Source organism: Aeromicrobium sp. SP1 (assembly GCF_055663785.1).
In genome coordinates this window covers 423110-440286 of record NZ_JBQVVK010000001.1, presented here as the reverse complement: position 1 = coordinate 440286, position 17177 = coordinate 423110, and the positions used below count along the sequence as shown (strand labels likewise).

Below are 17177 nucleotides of genomic sequence, written 5' to 3'. Positions count from 1 at the left end.
CAACCTCCTCGCTGCGCTCGGACATCAGTACGTCACCTCCTGCGAGCGGCGACGGATCGTCGCGATGATGTCCCGCTGGTTGCCCGTGGGACCGAGGTAGTTGAACGCGTAGGACAGCTGCGCGTAGCCGCCGATGAGGTGCGTCGGCTTCACCAGCACGCGGGTGACGCTGTTGTGGATGCCGCCGCGACGCCCGGTGAACTCCGACTTCGGCACGTCGATCGTGCGCTCCTGGGCGTGGTGCACGTAGGTGACGCCCTCGGGGATCCGGTGGCTGACGATCGCGCGGGCGACGAACACGCCGTTCGCGTTCGTGCACTCGATCCACTCGTTGTCCAGGACCCCGATCGAGCCGGCGTCCTGCGGGCTGAGCCACGCCGTCGGGCCACCGCGCGAGAGCGACAGCATGAGCAGGTTGTCCTGGTACTCGGAGTGGATCGACCACTTCGAGTGCGGCGTCAGGTACCTGACCGTGATCTCCTGCTGGCCGTTCTCACCCAGCCGCGGACCGCCGAACAGGCGCGCCATGTCCAGGGGTGGCCGGTAGATGGGCATCGCCTCGCCGAGGTCGCGCATCCAGTCGTGGTCGAGGAAGAAGTGCATCCGGCCGGTCAGCGTGTGGAACGGCTTGAGCCGTTCGATGTTGACCGTGAACGGCGCGTACCGGCGGCCGCCGGTCTCCGATCCCGACCACTCCGGCGAGGTGATCACGGGAACCGGCGCGGCCTGGGTCTGGGCGAAGGTGATCCGCTTCTCCTCGGAGCCCTCGGCGAGGTCGGCCAGCTTCTTGCCCACGCGCTTCTCCAGCGTGTGGAAGCCCTGCGTCGCGAGCTCGCCGTTCGTCGTGCCGGACAGCGTCAGGATCGCCTCGGCCATCTTGGCGTCGGTGTCGATCGCCGGTCGGCCCTCGGCGGGACCGGAGTCGTAGACGCCGCCGGACTTCGCGAGCAGGTCGAGCGCCGACGTCAGGTCGAACGTGACGTTCTTGACGCCGAAGCCGAGCCGGTCGGCGAGCGGTCCGATCGACGACAGCTTGGCGGCCACGGCCGTGTAGTCGCGCTCGATCACCTGCAGGACCGGCATCGTCCTTCCCGGGATCGGCTCGACGTCGCCGCGCTTCCAGTCGAGCACGACGCCGCCGGGCTGGGCGGTCTCGCCGGGGGTGTCGTGCTGCATCGGGACGACGACGATGTCCTTGCGGACGCCGAGGTGGGACGCCGCCAGCTCGGAGAACCGCTTCGCGACGAGGTGGAACATCTCGAAGTCGGTCCTGGCCTCCCACGGCGGGTCGATCGCGGGGGTGAACGCGTGCACGAAGGGGTGCATGTCGGTCGAGGACAGGTCGTGCTTCTCGTACCAGGTCGCGGCCGGGAAGACGATGTCGGACAACAGGGTCGTCGAGGTCATCCGGAAGTCCGCCGAGACGAGCAGGTCGAGCTTGCCCTCGGGCGCCTCGTCCCGCCATCGCACGTCGCGCGGGCGTACCTCGGGCGCACCGTCCTCGGCCTTGGTGTTCGAGTGGGTGCCCAGGAGGTGCTTGAGGAAGTACTCGTTGCCCTTCGCCGACGACCCGAACAGGTTCGAGCGCCACAGCATCAGCGTGCGGGGCCAGTTCTCCGGCGCGTCGACGTCCTCGATCGCGAACTTCAGGCTGCCGTCCTTGAGCCGTTGGACGACGAAGTCGTTGACGTCGGTCGCCTCGCCGGCCTCGACCGCCGCCTCCGCCTCGTCCGCGAGGTCGAGCGGATTGCGGTCGAACTGCGGGTAGAACGGCATCCAGCCCATGCGGTTCGACTGCGCGATCGTGTCCGCGGTGTGCATGCCCGAGAGATGTCCCTCGGCCAGCGGCGAGGCCAGCGCATCGGCCCGGTAGCCGTCGGAGCGCCACTGGTCGGTGTGCATGTACCAGTACGCCGTGCCGATCATGGTGCGCGGCGGACGGCTCCAGTCGAGGTTGTTCGCCAGCGAGATCCAGCCCGTGATGGGGCGGCACTTCTCCTGGCCGACGTAGTGCGCCCAGCCGCCCCCGTTGCGGCCCATGCTGCCGGTCAGCAGCAGCATCGACAGGATCGACCGGTACGTCGCGTCGGCGTGGAACCACTGGCAGACGCCGGCGCCCAGGATGATCATCGACCGGCCGCCCGACTCCTCGGCGTTCGTGGCGAACTCGCGCGCGATCCGGATGCAGGCCTCGGCGGGGACGCTCGTGACCTCGGACTGCCACGCCGGGGTGTAGGGCTGCGTCGAGTCGTCGTAGCCGGTCGGCCACTGGCCGGGCAGGTCGTCGCGGCCCACCCCGTGCTGGGCCAGCATGAGGTCGAAGACCGTCGTGACGAGGGCGTCGCCCACCCGGGTGACCGGGACGCCGCGGCGCAGGACCTCGCCGTCGCCGGTGGCGCCGGCGAACGACGGCAGCAGCACCTCGGCCGCCTCGGGCGCGACCTTCGCGTCCCGCAGCGACAGGGCCGGGGTGACGCCCTCGAGGTCGAGGTTCCACTTCCCCTCCCCCGACTCGGCGTACCGGAAGCCCATCGAGCCGTTCGGCACGACCGGTTGACCCGTCGCCGCGTCCAACAGGACGGTCTTCCACGCGTCCTCCGGCGCCTGCGCCCCGAGGTCCTTCGCGGTGAGGAACTTGCCCGGCACGAGTCCCCCGTGCTCGGCGTTCTCGGTGAGCGTGATCAGGAACGGCAGGTCGGTGTACTGGCGCACGTAGTCGACGAAGAACGGCACCCGCCGCTCGACGAAGAACTCCTTGAGGATCACGTGCGTCATCGCCATCGCGAGCGCGCCGTCCGTGCCGGCCTGCGCGGGCAACCACTCGTCGGCGAACTTCGTGTTGTCGGCGTAGTCGGGGCTGACCGTGACGACCTTCGTGCCCCGGTAACGGACCTCGGCCATCCAGTGCGCGTCCGGCGTGCGGGTGACCGGGACGTTCGAGCCCCACATCATCAGGTAGGTCGCATCCCACCAGTCACCGGACTCGGGAACGTCCGTCTGGTCGCCGAAGACCTGCGGGCTGGCGACGGGCAGGTCGGCGTACCAGTCGTAGAACGACGTCATCGCGCCACCGAGCAGATGGGTGAACCGCGCGCCGACGGCGTGCGACACCATCGACATCGCGGGGATGGGGCTGAAGGTCGCGATGCGGTCGGGGCCGTGCTCCTTGATCGTGTGGATCTGCGCGGCGGCGACCATCTCGACGGTCTCGGCCCACGTCGAACGCACGAACCCGCCCTTGCCGCGTGCCTGCTGGTAGCGGCGCCGGCGCTCCGGGTCGCCGACGACGTCGGCCCACGCCAGCACCGGGTCGCCGAGGCGCTGCTTGGCCTCGCGGTACATCTGCAGCAGCACGCCGCGCGCGTACGGGTACCTGACCCGGGTCGGCGAGTAGGTGTACCAGGAGAACGCGGCCCCGCGCGGACATCCGCGCGGCTCGTACTCGGGGCTGTTCGGGCCGACGGACGGGTAGTCGGTCTGCTGGGACTCCCACGTGATGATCCCGTCCTTGACGTAGATCTTCCACGAGCAGGAGCCGGTGCAGTTGACCCCGTGGGTCGAGCGCACCACCTTGTCGTGGCTCCACCGGTCGCGGTAGAAGACGTCGCCCTGACGACCTCCCTCGCGGAACACGGCCCGGCCGTCCTCGGTCTCGTCCCACCGCGTGAAGAACCGACCCGCCTTGAGCAGCGCGTCGGTTCCCGGACCGTCCAGCCCCGTCGACATGGATCCACTGAAGCGTGTGATCGGGTTCACACGCAACGAGGAGGCCCCTCGGTTCGGTGGGGTCGGTGCGACGATGAGGCATGCGACTGCACGCGATCGTCCTGGCCGGGGGCCGTGCGCGACGGATGGGTGGAGTCGACAAGGTGATGACCTCCGTCGGCGGACAGAGCCTGCTGTTCCGGGCGGTTTCCGCAGCGGCCGAGTCCGAGCGGGTCGTCGTCGTGGGACCCGAGCGGGACGCCGGCCTCCCGCACGAGGTGCTCTGGACCCGCGAGGACCCGCCGTTCGGCGGCCCGGCCGCGGCGATCGCCGCCGGACTCGTCGCCCTTGCGCCGGAGCCCGCCGACGAGGTGCTCGTGCTGCCGGCGGACCTCGTCCGCCCCGAGGCGGTCGTGGCCGCCCTCTCGGCTGCGGGCACGATCGTCGTGGACCCCGACGGCCGTCGGCAGTGGGCCTGCGTCCGCCTCACGGCCGGCGACCTGGTCGAGGCCCTCGGCGGCGCCGTCGACGTGTCGGGCCTGCCGTTGCGGCACCTGTTCGGCAGTCTGGACCTCGACGAGGTCGTGTTGTCGCACGACGCGTGCGCCGACCTCGACACCCCCGACGATGCAAGGGAGCACTCCGATGACGACAGATGAGGTCCTGACCCGGTGGTGGCTGGCCCTGACGGCCGAACTGGGCATCGACCCGCAGGCCGACCCGGAGGCACTGCTCGACCTCGCCGGCACCGCCGCACACGCCGTCGTCCGCCCGGCCGCCCCGCTGACCACGTTCCTCGTCGGCTACGCGGCCGGCGCCGCGGACTCGGACGCCGCCGGCCTCACCGACCTGATCGCCCGCGCCGAGGCCGCCGCCGAGGACTTCGGGTGAGCGCCCGCCCGACTACCGCGAGTCGCGGTGGCGGTGGCGGAGGGGCCGCGTGAGCGACATCGATTGGGACGAGGCGCGCCGACTCGCGCACGCGTGCGTCCGGGCGGCCGGGCCGGAGGTCGTCCCGGTCACGGAGGCGCTCGGCGCCACGACGGCACGCGAGATCCACGCGCTGGGCCCCCTCCCCCATGCCGACACCTCGGCGATGGACGGCTGGGCGGTGTCCGGCCGCGGCCCGTGGCACCTCGACCGCGGGACCGGGCCACTCGCTCCGGGCAGGGCGCGCGCGATCGTGACGGGAGGTGTGCCTCCCGAAGGCGCCAGCGCGGTCCTGCCGAGCGAGCTCGGCGCGGTGGACGGCGACGTCCTCACCGGACCGGCGCCCGAGTCCGGGCGTCACATCCGGCCCGCCGGCGAGGAGGCGCGAGCCGGCGAGGTCCTCGTGCCCGCCGGACACCGGCTCACCCCGTCCGACCTCGCACTCGCCGCCAACACCGGTCACGACGAGGTGTCGGTGCGCCGGCCAGCGCGCGTGCAGGTCCTCGTCACCGGTGACGAGCTCGACTCGCGGGGAGTTCCCGAACCGGGACGGGTGCGCGACGTGATGACGCCGATGCTGCCGCCCCTGCTGACCGGCCTGGGAGCGAGCATCCAGACCGTCGTGCGCGTCGGCGACGACCCGGCCGCCGTCGCCGCGGCGGTCGCGACCTCGGCTGACCTGGTGGTCAGCGCCGGCGGCACCGGCCGGTCGAGCGCCGATCCGATCGCGGGAGCGTGGTCACGCCTCGGCGCCGAGGTGCGCTTCCGCGGCGTCGACATGCGGCCCGGGCATCCCGTCTCGCTCGCCGTCCTGCCCGACGGCCGGCCGTGGCTCGCGCTGCCCGGGAACCCGCTCGCCGCCGTCCTGACGGCGCTGTCGTTCGTCCCGGCGCTCGTCGCCGGCCATGACGGCCGATCCGTGCCGGTCCTGCAGGCCGCCGTGGCCGCGGAGCCGTTCACCGGCAAGGCGGGAACGACACTCGTCCCGGCGGTCGTCACGGCGGCAGGCGTCGCGCCCGTCGGCCCCGCCCGGCCCCATCAACTGCGTGGTCTCGCCGTGGCCGACTGCGTCGCGGTCATTCACGGCGACACTGCCCCGGGCTCCCCCGTCGCCGTCCTGCCTCGCGTGTGGTGAGCCGGGACTAGACGACGACGCTGACGAGCTTGGGCGCGCGGACGATCACCTTGCGGATCTCGCGGCCGTCGATCGTGCGGACGACGTTCGGCTCGGCGAGCGCCAGGGCCGACAGGGCGTCGTCGTCGATGTCGGCGGGAACCTCGAGCTTGCCGCGGACCTTGCCCTGCACCTGCACGACGCACGTGACCAGGTCCTCGACGAGGTACTGCGGATCGGCGGTCGGCCACGTCTCGTAGGTGAGGGTCTCGTCGTGGCCCAGCCGGGACCACAGCTCCTCGGCGAGGTGCGGCGCGAACGGCGCGAGCATCAGCACGAGCGGCTCGACGGCCGCGCGGGAGCGGACCGACTCCTTCGTCAGGTGGTTCGTCAGCTCGATGAGCTTGGCGATCGCGGTGTTGAACCGCAGCTCGCCCATGTCCTCGGTGACACCGGCGATCGTCTGGTGCAGGGCACGCAGGGTCGCCTCGCCGACCTCGGAGTCGTCGACCACGACGTCGCCGGACACCTCGTCCACCACGACGCGCCACACGCGCTGCAGGAACCGCTGCGCACCGACCACCGCGCGGGTCTCCCACGGTCGCGACTGGTCGATCGGGCCCATGCTCATCTCGTAGACGCGCAGGGTGTCGGCGCCGTACTCGTCGTACATGTCGTCCGGCGTCACGACGTTCTTGAGGCTCTTGCCCATCTTGCCGAACTCGCGGTTGACCGGCTTGCCCTCGAAGAACCAGCCGCCGTCGCGCTCCTCGACGTGCTCGGCGGGGACGTACGTGCCGCGCTCGTCGGTGTAGGCGTAGGCCTGGATGTAGCCCTGGTTGACGAGCCGCTGGAACGGCTCCTCGCCGCTGACGTGGCCGAGGTCGAACAGGACCTTGTGCCAGAAGCGGGCGTACAGCAGGTGCAGCACGGCGTGCTCGACACCGCCGACGTAGAGGTCGACGCCGCCGGCGCCGCCGGGCGTGCGCGGACCGAGCCAGTAGCGCTCGTTCTCGGGGTCGGCCAGGCGCTCGGTGTTGTCGGGGTCGGTGTACCTGATCTCGTACCAGGACGAGCCCGCCCAGTTCGGCATGGTGTTGGTCTCGCGACGGTACTTCTGCGGCCCGTCGCCCAGATCGAGGGTGACGTCGACCCACTCCTGGACCCGGCCCAGCGGCGGCTCGGGCTCGCTCGCGGAGTCGTCGGGCTCGAACGTGCGCGGCGAGTAGTCGGGCACCTCGGGCAGCTCGACCGGCAGCATGCTCTCGGGCACCGCGTGCGGATGGCCGGCCTCGTCGAACACGATCGGGAACGGCTCGCCCCAGTAGCGCTGACGGCTGAACAGCCAGTCGCGCAGCCGGTAGGTCGTGGTGCCCGTCCCCGCCTCGCGGGACTCGAGCCAGGCGACGATCGCCGCCTTCGCGTCGGCGACCCCCAGACCGTTCGCGTCGAGACCCTCGTCGTTGGACGAGTTGATGAGCGTGCCCTCGCCGGCGTAGGCCTCCGCGAGGCCGACCTGCTCGGCGATCGTCGGGACGATCCGCAGGCTCAGCGCGGTCGCGAACTCGTGGTCGCGGGCGTCACCGGAGGGCACCGCCATGATCGCGCCGGTGCCGTAGCCCATCAGGACGTAGTCGGCGACGAACACCGGGATGTGCTCGTTGTTGACCGGGTTGACGGCGAAGGAGCCGGTGAAGACGCCCGTCTTCTCGCGGTTCTCCTGGCGCTCGACGTCGGACTTGGCGGCGGCGCGACGCCGGTACCGGTCGATCGCCTCGCGGGGGTCGTCCGCGCCCTCGGTCCACCGCTCGTCGACGCCCTCGGGCCACGTGAGCGCGGCCAGCTGGTCGACCATCGGGTGCTCGGGCGCCAGCACGATGTACGTGGCACCGAAGAGCGTGTCGGGGCGGGTCGTGAAGACCTCGATCGGTCCCGCGGCGGACTCGAAGGCGACCGTGGCGCCGTGCGAGCGGCCGATCCAGTTGCGCTGCATGAGCTTGACCGGCTCGGGCCAGTCGACGCGCTCGAGGTCGTCGATCAGGCGGTCGGCGTACGCCGTGATTCGCATCTTCCACTGGCGCAGATTCCGCTTGAAGACGGGGAAGTTGCCGCGCTCGCTGCGGCCCTCGGCGGTGACCTCCTCGTTCGCCAGCACGGTGCCCAGGCCGGGACACCAATTCACGGGCGACTCGCTGATGTAGGCGAGGCGGTACTGGTCGATGACCTCGGGATCGTCGGTGCCGAGCTCCTCGATCAGCTCCGAGATGGGGCGGGCCCTGCCCTGCTCGGCGTCGTACCAGGAGTTGAAGATCTGCAGGAAGATCCACTGCGTCCACTTCACGAACTCCGGGTCGATCGTCGCGAACGAACGACGCGGGTCGTGGGCGAGGCCGAGCCGGCGCAGCTGACGGCGCATGTTGGCGATGTTGGCGAGCGTGTTGTCGCGGGGGTGCTCGCCGGTGCTGATGGCGTGCAGCTCGGCGGGCAGGCCGAAGGCGTCGTAGCCCATCGTGTGCAGGACGTTGCGGCCCTGCATGCGCTGGTGCCGACCGACGACGTCGGTGGCGATGTAGCCGAGGGGGTGTCCGACGTGCAGGCCCGCGCCCGACGGGTACGGGAACATGTCCATCAGGAAGTACTTGTCACCACCGGAGTTGTGGCCCGCGCCGTCGGTGGCGAGGTTGCCCACGGGGTTGGGGGCGTCGAACGTGCCCTCGCCCTCCCAGCGCTCCTGCCACGACGTCTCGATCCGGCCGGCCAGCTCACTGGTGTACCGGTGTGCGGAACTCTCCTCGGTGCTCACCTACCAAGGTTACCGACCCGGCTCCGGCCTCTTGCGCGGTGCCGGTTTACCACGGTCCCTCGGTTCGTTGCCTCCTCCCTCGGAAAGCTTGCCGAGGGAGGATCCAAACAACCGAGGGACCGTGGTAAACCGTCGCCCGGGCCTACCCGTTGGTGACGGCGCAGAAGATCTCGACCTTGCGGGTCGGGCCGGAGACGATGAGCTCGTCGGAGGCGGCGATGTCGGTCTCGGGGCGGGCGTACGTGAAGTCCTCGCCGCGCCGCTTGACGCCCACGACCGTGACGCCGAACTTCGCCCGCAGCTGGGACTCGGCGAGCGTGCGGCCGACGGCCAGCTCGGGAGCGCGGGTCCGGGCGATCGAGAAGCCGTCGTCGAACTCGATGTAGTCGATCATCGCGCCGGTGACCATGTGCGCGACGCGCTCGCCCATCGCCGACTCGGGCCGCACGACGTGGGTCGCGCCGACGCGCTCGAGGATCCGGGCGTGCTTGGAGTTGATGGCCTTGGCCCAGACCTCCGTGACGCCCAACTCGACGAGGCTGAGCACCGTCAGGACGCTGGCCTCGATGTCGGTGCCGATGCCGACGACGGCCCGGTCGAACTGGTCGGCGCCGATCTGCTGGAGGGCCTCGCTGTCGGTCGTGTCGGCCGCGACGACGTGCGTGAAGTCGCTCGCGTACTTCTGGACGATGTTGACGTCCTCGTCGACGCCCAGCACGTCATGTCCCAGGCGCACGAGCGACTTGGCGACGGCGAAGCCGAACCGCCCCAGCCCCACGACGAGGACGGGCGCGTTCTTCGGTGACTCGTTCCTAGCCAATGATCGGTTGCTCCTCGGGAAGGTGGTACCTGGGCTGGTGCCGGCGCAGCGCGAACGCGGATGCTGCCGTAATCGTGCCGACTCGTCCCACGAACATCAAGGCGATGACGACGAACTGGCTCGGCACGTTCAGCTCGGGGGTCAGTCCCGTCGTCAGGCCGACGGTGCCGAATGCGGACGCCGACTCGAACAGCGAGTCGGGGAACGACGCGTCCGACAGCAGCATGAGCATCATCGAGCCACCCGTCACGAGCGCCACCGCGATGAGCGCGATGCTGAGCGCCGTGCGGATCGTGCGCGGGTTGATCGCGCGCACGCCGATGCGCACCTGGTCGTCGCCGCGCACCTCGGCGAGGATCACGTAGGCCAGCAGCAGGAACGTCGTGACCTTGATGCCGCCCGCGGTGCTGGCACTGCCCGCGCCGATGAACATCATGATGATCGCGAGGTTGAGCGTCTCGGGCCGGACATCGCCCCAGTCGAAGCTCGCGAGACCGCCCGAGCGGGGCATGATGCCGCCCTCGATGCCGGTGACGACCTTGTCGACGAAGTCGAGGTTGCCGATCGTCGCGGGGTTGTTCCACTCGACGCCGATGAACATCACGGCCGAGAAGACCAGCAGCGCGAGCGAGCCCCACACCGTCAGCCGGGTGTGGATCGTCCACGTCTGCGGGTGCCGCCAGCGCTGGTAGAGCTCGGCGAGCACGGGGAACCCGACACCGCCGGCGAACACCGCGACCGAGATCGGCAGGATCACGAGGTAGTCGCCGGCATAGCTCGCGAGGCTGTCGGGGTGCAGCGAGAAGCCCGCGTTGTTGAACGCCATCACGGCGTCGAACAGGCCGTGCCACGCCGAGTAGAGCCACGTGTCGAAGTACGCCCCGCGATACCGCAGGGTCAGGATGATTGCCGTCAGTCCTTGGAACGTGAGCATCGTGATCGTGACGCGCTTGAACAGCGGCTTGACGTCGCCGATGCTCACGACGTGGGTGTCGGCCTGGGCCACGAGTCGCGTCGTCAGGCCGAGCCGGCCGCCGACGAACACGCTCAGCACCGTCGCCAGGCCGATGATCCCGATGCCGCCGATCTCGACCAGGACCAGCAGGATCACGAGGCCCGGCGTCGACCAGTAGGTGCCCGTGTCGACCGTGGACAGCCCCGTGACCGTGACGGCCGACGTGGCCGTGAAGAACGCGTCCATGAACGCGGGCGCATCATGCCCGCGGCGCGCGAACGGCATCATCAGCAGACACGTGCCGAGCACGATGAGCGTCAGAAACGTCAGGGGCAGCAATCGCACGGGATGAGCGACGGACGCCGGGAGCCGGAAGCGGCGACGCCAGGGCACGGATCGACGGTACACCGGCTCGCACCCGGTAGATTGCCGCCATGGCTTCCCCGGCGAGTTTCCTGCGTGCCCTGATGGCGCGACTGGGGCGGTCGGCGGAGTTGCCGGGCCTCGTCGCGGTGAACGGCACCCTCGCCGCGGCCATCGTCCTCGCCCTGTTCGACCTCGACCTCGCCGCCGCGATCGCCGTCCTGCTCTCGGCCGCGGCCGAACTGTTCTTCGAGACCCGATCGGTCACGTCGGCGACCCTCATGCGCCAGGCGTCGGCCGGTCCCCCGCTGCGATTCGCGCTGCGCGTCCTGGTGGCGTCGATGGCGACCGAGCGCTTCGCGGACCGGCACGCGTTCGTCGCCTTCGCCGTGATCGCCCTGTTCGTCGTCGCCGGGCTGTGCGTGCGGGCGCTGCACGCCGAGTACCGCCGCGTCGGGCCGCTCAAGCCGATGCGCACGCTGCACATCCCCGGCGAGACCCGCATCGACGAGGAGCCGCCCACGCGACCGGCTCTCGTCGTCGTGACGCAGCTCGCGGCGCTGGCTCCGGCGCTGCTCGGCGCGAGCTGGTGGGTCGTCCTGTCGATCGGCGCGCTGGCCGTCGCGGCCCTCGCCGTCGGCACGCTGCCCGACGTCCGGACCAGCTGGCGCATGCGCACCGCGAAGCGCGCGACGGGCTTCACCCCGCAGCTGTCGGCGGTCCAGCGGTTCCTCGACGAGTACCGGCCTGAGGTCGTCGTCCACCTCTCCGGACCCGACACCGCGGCGTACCAGATCAACACGTGGATCGAGGCCCTCGAGGCCCTCGACCAGCGCGTCTTCGTCGTGCTGCGCGACCACCCGCTGTTCGACCGGATGGCGTCCTCGTCGCTGCCGACGCTCTCGCTGCCCGCGCCGAGCGAACTGCTGATGCTCGACTTCTCGTCCGCGCGGGTGGCGCTGTACCCGTCGAACACGGGCAACAACATCCACCTGCTGCGCCTGCCCACGATGATGAGCGCCTTCATCGGACACGGCGACAGCGACAAGAGCGCCTCGAACAACCCCTTCTCGCGCGTGTACGACGAGCTGTGGGTCGCGGGCGAGGCCGGCGCGGACCGCTACCGCCGGGCGGGCATGAACATCCCCGAGTCGCAGTTCCGCTTCGTCGGCCGCCCCCAGGTGCACGCGATCGCGCCCACGCCGCGGATCGGCGAGACCGACGTCCCCACGGTCCTGTACGCCCCGACGTGGGAGGGCGTGAACCTGCAGCAGGAGTACTCGTCGCTGCGGGCGGTCGGCGTGCGCCTCGTCGAGGCGCTGCTGGCCGACGGCTCCGTGCGGGTCGTCTACAAGCCGCACCCGTTCACGGGCCAGCGCGATGCGAAGTACCGCGCGACCCACGCCGCGATCGCGGCCCGGATCGACGCCGCGAAGATGTCCAGCGGGATCGACCACCGCGTCGTGCGCGGCGGCTCGCTGACGACGTGGATGAACCAGTCGACGGCGCTTGTCAGCGACATCTCCAGCGTGCTGAGCGACTGGCTCGCGGGCGAGAAGCCGTACGCCGTGTTCAACCACTCGGGCCTGTCGACGCGTGACTTCCGCGAGGACTACCCCTCCAGCGCCGCCGCCACGATCATCGATCCCGACGGTCACGGCATCGACGAGTTCCTCGACGTCGTGACGGGGCGTGGGCCCGACCTGCTGGCCGAGTACCGCTCGAAGCTGGCGACCTATCTGCTGGGTGCGCCCGAGCAGCGCACGCTCGAGGCCTTCCGCGAGGCCGTCACGGCCTTCGTCGCCCGGTCCGACGCCGAGCGCGCGATGTACCGCTGACCACTCGCACGTGCGGCGTGACGCGGCTCACGGCAGGGTCGGGCCCGATAGCCTAGGCGGGTGACTTCGACGACCGGAACCCTGGCGATCGCCATCGTCACCTTCAATCGATCGGCGCTCCTGGCCGACCTGCTGGAGAGTGCCGCGGCCATGACGACGGCACCCGACCGCATCATCGTGGTCGACAATGCCAGCACCGACGACACGCAGGACGTCGTCAGCGAGTGGGAGTCGAAGTTCGGTCCGGGGGTGCTGGTCAACCACCGCATGGCCACCAACACCGGCGGCGCGGGCGGGTTCAGCGAGGGCACCAAGGTCGCGCTCGAGCTCGGCGCCGACTGGGTGTGGCTCATGGACGACGACGTCGAGATCCTGCCCGACGCCCTCGCGCTGTTCGAACCGTGGATGCAGCGGTTCAAGGTCATCCACGGTCGCCGCTACGACGTCGACGGCACGCCCTTCTACTGGCAGGCGAAGTTCAACCAGTTCCTCGGCGTCCCTCTCCCCTACTCGGTCAAGACGTTCAACACCGACGGCTACGCGCTCACGAACTCCGGCACGTTCGAGGGCATGCTCGTCCACGCCGACGTCGTGCGCCGCATCGGCCTGCCCGACCCGCGCTTCTTCATCTCGTGGGACGACGCCGTCTACGCCTGGCTCGCGTCGCTGGAGACCGAGGTCGTCTACGTCGACGAGTTCGTGCTGCAGAAGAAGCGCGAGCAGAAGCAGGTCAACCTCGGCCTGCGCCACCTCAACGACTCGAGCCCGCTCGCGAAGTACCACGTGATGCGCAACCGGGCCTATGTCGGCCGCTACTTTGCCGAGCACGACCGGTTGCACAAGGTCGGCTTCGCGATCGGCACGGCGCTGACCTTCGCGAAGGAGATCGTGCGGCTCGTCGTCGTCGAGCGCTCCTTCACGGGCTTCACGTCGCTCGTGAAGGGATGGCGCGACGGTCGCAAGATCTGGCGCGACCGCTCGTGGCAGCCGATGCCCGCGCTGCCGCCGGCAGAGGGAGGCGAAGCGTGACCGACGTCCTCGTCGTCGGCTCCGGCTTCTTCGGTCTCACCGTCGCCGAGCAGCTCGCGAACGACCCCGGCCTGAAGGTGCACGTCATCGACCGCCGCTCGCACCTGGGCGGCAACGCCTACAGCGAGGCGGAGCCGACCACGGGCATCGAGGTGCACCGCTACGGCGCCCACCTGTTCCACACCTCCAACGAGCGCGTGTGGGACTACGTGAACCGGTTCACGACCTTCACGAGCTACCGGCACCACGTGTACTCGACGTTCCGCGGCGAGGTGTACCCGCTGCCGATCAACCTCGGCACGATCAACCAGTTCACCCGCTCGGCGATGACGCCCGACGAGGCGCGGGCCTGGGTCACCGAGCAGGCCGGGGCGGCGCTCTCCGGGGGCTCGGCCGCGGCGCAGAACCTCGAGGAGAAGGCGATCAGCCTGATCGGCCGACCGCTGTACGAGGCGTTCATCAAGGGCTACACGGCGAAGCAGTGGCAGACCGATCCGACCCAGCTCTCGGCCGACATCATCACGCGCCTGCCCGTGCGGTACACGTACGACAACCGGTACTTCAACGACACGTACGAGGGCCTGCCCACCGACGGCTACACGGCGTGGCTCGAGCGGATGGCCGACCACCCGAACATCACGATCGGGCTCGACACCGACTTCTTCGACGCCTCGCAGCCGTTCAACAAGGCCGACACCGTGGGCCGCCTCCCGGTCGTCTACACGGGCCCGCTCGACCGGTACTTCGACGATGCGCACGGCGCGCTGGCCTGGCGCACCCTCGACTTCGAGTCCGAGGTGCTGCCGATCGGCGACTTCCAGGGCACCCCGGTGATGAACTACGCCGACGAGGACGTGCCGTTCACGCGCATCCACGAGTTCCGGCACTTCCACCCCGAGCGCGCCTACCCGAGCGACGCGACGGTCATCATGCGCGAGTTCAGCCGCTTCGCCCGCACCGGCACCGACGACGAGCCGTACTACCCGGTGAACACGCCCGACGACCGCGTCGCACTGAAGGGCTACCGCGCCCTCGCCGACGCCGAGACCGGGGTGCACTTCGGCGGGCGCCTCGGGACGTACCAGTACCTCGACATGCACATGGCGATCGCGTCCGCGCTGTCGATGGTCGACAACGTGCTGCGGCCGGGGCTGGTCCGTGGCTGAGAGCCGGGTGGGGCTCGTCCCCCGCCTGCGGCAGTGGCTGATCGCCCGGATCCGCCGCTCCCGGTTCCTGCCCGTCGGCATGCCCGACAAGCTGACCGACGAGCACCGGCTGGGCCGGCCGTTCACGCAGTCGGTCCTGCTCTACTTCCCGAACGGCGCCGACGCGCTGTACCAGCTGCGACCGTGGCTGCGTGCGCTCGAGGCGCTCGACGCCGCCCACGGCGTCGTGGCCGTGTTCAAGGACTCGCGCACGGCCGCCCTCGTGCGGGCCGAGTCCGGGCTCGACTGCGTGACGCTCGCCCGGTACGGCCAGCTCGACGAGATCCTCGCCGTGAGCGACGTCAGGCTCGCGCTCTACGTCAACCACGACCCCGTGAACTTCGAGTGCCTGCGGTTCACGTCGCTCGTGCACGTCTACCTCGGCCACGGCGACAGCGACAAGGGCGTCTCGGTGTCGAACCAGGTCAAGGCGTACGACTTCTGCTTCCTGGCCGGGCAGGCGGCGCTCGACCGCACCGCGGCGGCCGTGATGCTCTACGACGCCCCGGCCCGATCGGTCCTGATCGGCCAGCCCCAGTTGGACGTCCCGGCCCCGACGGCGCACCCCGACGCGACCCGTCGGACGGTGCTGTACGCGCCGACGTGGGAGGCCTCGCAGCCGTCGGTCTCCTACGGCTCCCTGCTGACCCACGGCGCGGCGATCCTCGACGCGTTGCCGGGGACGTACCGGCTCGTCTACCGGCCGCACCCGCTCAACGGCGTGATCGACGCGGCCTACGCCGAGGCCGACGCCGCGGCCCGTGCGCGTGCCGACCGCGTCGACGTGGACGTGCCGCTGGAGCAGTCCTTCGCGGACGCCGACCTACTGATCACCGACGTGTCGGCGGTGACCCTGAACTGGTTGCCGACCGGCAAGCCCGTCATCGTGTGTCGGCCCCGGATCGCCGTGCCGCCGTCGCGGCTCATGGACACCCTGCCGCTGCTGGACGAGGGCGCCGACGTCGCGGCGGTCGTCGCCGAACAGCTCACCGCCGATCCGACGGCGGTCGCCCGGCGGGACCTGGTCGAGTACTACCTCGGCGACACGACACCCGGCGTCGCGACGGCCCGGTTCGTGCAGGCCTGCTCCGACGCGATCGCCCTGCGCGACAGCGCATGGGACGAGAAGCGGGCCCAGGGAGCCACCGGCCCCTGAGCCCGCCGTCGTCGGGTCCGGATCAGCCGGCGATGCGGCCGGCGAGGCTCGCGCCGGCCTTGTCCGACGCCTCCTCGGCCTCCTCGCGCATCCGGTGGGCCACGTCGGTGAACGCGTCGAGCGCGGGGTTGACGCCGACGAGCGTGAACTCGCGCTCGATCACCGTGACGTCGCCGCCCCACACGTCCGCGGCGATGCGGCGCAGGTAGTCGACGTTGTGGTCCCAGCCCTCCTTCGGGGTGCCCGGGGCGTAGGAGCCGCCGCGCGTGACCACGAGGACGACCGGCTTGCCCTCGAGGAGGCGCTCGCCCTGCGGGGCGCCGGCGATGGCCAGGTCGATCCACGTCTTGACGTGCTGGGAGACGCCCCAGTTGTAGAGCGGCAGCGCCAGCACGGCGGCCTCCGCGTCGCGCAGCTCGGCAGCGAGCTCCTGGGCGAGGGACGCGGCCTGGGCCTGCTCGTCCGTGCGCTGGTCCTGCGGCGTGAACCCGGCGCTGATCGCGTGCGGCCAGGCGTCGGCCGGCAGCGGCTCGCGGCCGAGGTGACGCGAGACGACCTCCACACCGGGCTGCGCCTCGGCGAAGGAGGCGACGACGCGATCGGCGAGCGCGCTGCTCGCGGACTGCTCGCCCATGATGCTGGCGTCGACACGGAGAAGGGTCATGCGGGACTCCCGAAGTTTGATTTGAATGTTCAACTCGACTGTAGGCGGATCCTGTTGAACATTCAAATCAACGGGTAGGATGATGCCTGTGACGATGCCCACCCCGCCGCTCGACGACTCCCCGTGGCTCGCCGACGACCAGTTGGAGGACTGGAAGGCCCTCATGGGGCTCATCAACACGCTCCCGGCGGCGATCGACGCCCAGCTCAAGCGCGACGCGGGGATGAACTCGTTCGAGTACCACGTCCTGGCCTACCTCTCGTCCTCCCCCGACCACCGGCTGCCGCTCAGCGACCTCGCCCTCGTGGCGCAGGGATCGCCCTCGCGGCTCTCGCATGCGATGAGCCGGCTCGAGCGCGCCGGCTGGGTCGAGCGCCGCAGCTGCACGATGGGCCGTCACCGCATCGAGGCCCATCTCACGGAGGCGGGGCTGGCGAAGCTGAAGGCCGCCGCTCCCGACCACGCACGCGAGGCGCGACGGCTCGTCGTCGACCAGCTGAGCCCCGAGCAACTGCGTGGTCTCGGCGACGCCGCGCGGGCCATCGTGGCCGGAATCCATTCGGACGTGGACTGCAGCGAGCCTCGATAGACTCGT

At 70.6% G+C, this 17177-nt stretch carries 13 protein-coding genes; 8 read left to right on the top strand and 5 right to left on the bottom strand.

The window, feature by feature from the left end:
* Positions 1-24: 24 nt before the first annotated feature.
* A complete protein-coding gene (locus ACT26F_RS02150) occupies positions 25-3726 on the bottom strand; it encodes a nitrate reductase subunit alpha (protein WP_471668834.1) in 3702 nt (1233 codons plus the stop codon).
* An 80-nt stretch (positions 3727-3806) separates the two neighbouring features.
* Here ACT26F_RS02150 and mobA point away from each other — a divergent pair, with 80 nt between their 5' ends.
* The 3 genes from mobA to ACT26F_RS02135 are packed head-to-tail and all read left to right on the top strand — an operon-like array spanning position 3807 to position 5770.
* Positions 3807-4364: a molybdenum cofactor guanylyltransferase gene (gene mobA / locus ACT26F_RS02145; protein ID WP_471668833.1), complete on the top strand. Its 558-nt coding sequence runs from the start codon at positions 3807-3809 to the stop codon at positions 4362-4364.
* A complete protein-coding gene (locus ACT26F_RS02140) occupies positions 4351-4596 on the top strand; it encodes a DUF6457 domain-containing protein (RefSeq protein ID WP_471668832.1) in 246 nt (81 codons plus the stop codon). The genes mobA and ACT26F_RS02140 overlap by 14 nt, the downstream gene beginning before the upstream one ends.
* Before the next feature lie 49 nt (positions 4597-4645).
* Entirely contained in the window at positions 4646-5770 is a 1125-nt protein-coding gene (locus ACT26F_RS02135; protein WP_471668831.1) for a molybdopterin molybdotransferase MoeA, read from the top strand.
* A gap of 7 nt (positions 5771-5777) precedes the next feature.
* Here ACT26F_RS02135 and leuS read toward each other — a convergent pair whose 3' ends face one another.
* From leuS to ACT26F_RS02120, 3 genes are all read right to left on the bottom strand, one after another.
* A complete protein-coding gene (gene leuS, locus ACT26F_RS02130) occupies positions 5778-8552 on the bottom strand; it encodes a leucine--tRNA ligase (RefSeq protein ID WP_471668830.1) in 2775 nt (924 codons plus the stop codon).
* A gap of 142 nt (positions 8553-8694) precedes the next feature.
* Entirely contained in the window at positions 8695-9372 is a 678-nt protein-coding gene (locus tag ACT26F_RS02125; protein ID WP_471668829.1) for a potassium channel family protein, read from the bottom strand.
* A complete protein-coding gene (locus ACT26F_RS02120; protein ID WP_471668828.1) occupies positions 9365-10720 on the bottom strand; it encodes a TrkH family potassium uptake protein in 1356 nt (451 codons plus the stop codon). The genes ACT26F_RS02125 and ACT26F_RS02120 overlap by 8 nt, the downstream gene beginning before the upstream one ends.
* Positions 10721-10761: 41 nt before the next feature.
* Here ACT26F_RS02120 and ACT26F_RS02115 point away from each other — a divergent pair, with 41 nt between their 5' ends.
* Genes ACT26F_RS02115 through ACT26F_RS02100 form a run of 4 tightly spaced genes read left to right on the top strand, consistent with a single transcriptional unit; the run spans position 10762 to position 15918 of the window.
* Positions 10762-12528, top strand: a complete 1767-nt coding sequence (locus ACT26F_RS02115; protein WP_471668827.1) for a CDP-glycerol glycerophosphotransferase family protein — start codon at positions 10762-10764, stop codon at positions 12526-12528.
* A gap of 60 nt (positions 12529-12588) precedes the next feature.
* Positions 12589-13557 (top strand): glycosyltransferase, encoded by a 969-nt coding sequence (locus tag ACT26F_RS02110; protein WP_471668826.1) that lies wholly within the window; start codon positions 12589-12591, stop codon positions 13555-13557.
* Positions 13554-14723, top strand: a complete 1170-nt coding sequence (gene glf, locus ACT26F_RS02105; RefSeq protein ID WP_471668825.1) for a UDP-galactopyranose mutase — start codon at positions 13554-13556, stop codon at positions 14721-14723. Before ACT26F_RS02110 ends, glf begins: the two co-directional genes overlap by 4 nt.
* Positions 14716-15918, top strand: coding sequence for a CDP-glycerol glycerophosphotransferase family protein (locus ACT26F_RS02100; protein ID WP_471668824.1), 1203 nt, complete (start codon positions 14716-14718; stop codon positions 15916-15918). Before glf ends, ACT26F_RS02100 begins: the two co-directional genes overlap by 8 nt.
* A gap of 22 nt (positions 15919-15940) precedes the next feature.
* Here ACT26F_RS02100 and ACT26F_RS02095 read toward each other — a convergent pair whose 3' ends face one another.
* Positions 15941-16582, bottom strand: coding sequence for an FMN-dependent NADH-azoreductase (locus tag ACT26F_RS02095; RefSeq protein WP_471668823.1), 642 nt, complete (start codon positions 16580-16582; stop codon positions 15941-15943).
* An 88-nt stretch (positions 16583-16670) separates the two neighbouring features.
* On the opposite strand from ACT26F_RS02095, the gene ACT26F_RS02090 reads away from it, so the two are divergent.
* Positions 16671-17171 carry a MarR family winged helix-turn-helix transcriptional regulator gene (locus tag ACT26F_RS02090; protein ID WP_471668822.1) on the top strand — a complete coding sequence of 167 codons (501 nt, stop codon included), beginning with the start codon at positions 16671-16673 and terminating at the stop codon, positions 17169-17171.
* Positions 17172-17177: the final 6 nt, after the last annotated feature.

What these genes read in the sequence shown, in the direction of transcription:
- ACT26F_RS02140 (WP_471668832.1), top strand. Translation starts at nt 4,351, where the DNA reads ATGACGACAGATGAGGTCCTGACCCGGTGGTGGCTGGCCCTGACGGCC.
- ACT26F_RS02095 (WP_471668823.1), bottom strand. Translation starts at nt 16,582, where the DNA reads ATGACCCTTCTCCGTGTCGACGCCAGCATCATGGGCGAGCAGTCCGCG.
- ACT26F_RS02150 (WP_471668834.1), bottom strand. Translation starts at nt 3,726, where the DNA reads ATGTCGACGGGGCTGGACGGTCCGGGAACCGACGCGCTGCTCAAGGCG.
- mobA (WP_471668833.1), top strand. Translation starts at nt 3,807, where the DNA reads ATGCGACTGCACGCGATCGTCCTGGCCGGGGGCCGTGCGCGACGGATG.
- ACT26F_RS02115 (WP_471668827.1), top strand. Translation starts at nt 10,762, where the DNA reads ATGGCTTCCCCGGCGAGTTTCCTGCGTGCCCTGATGGCGCGACTGGGG.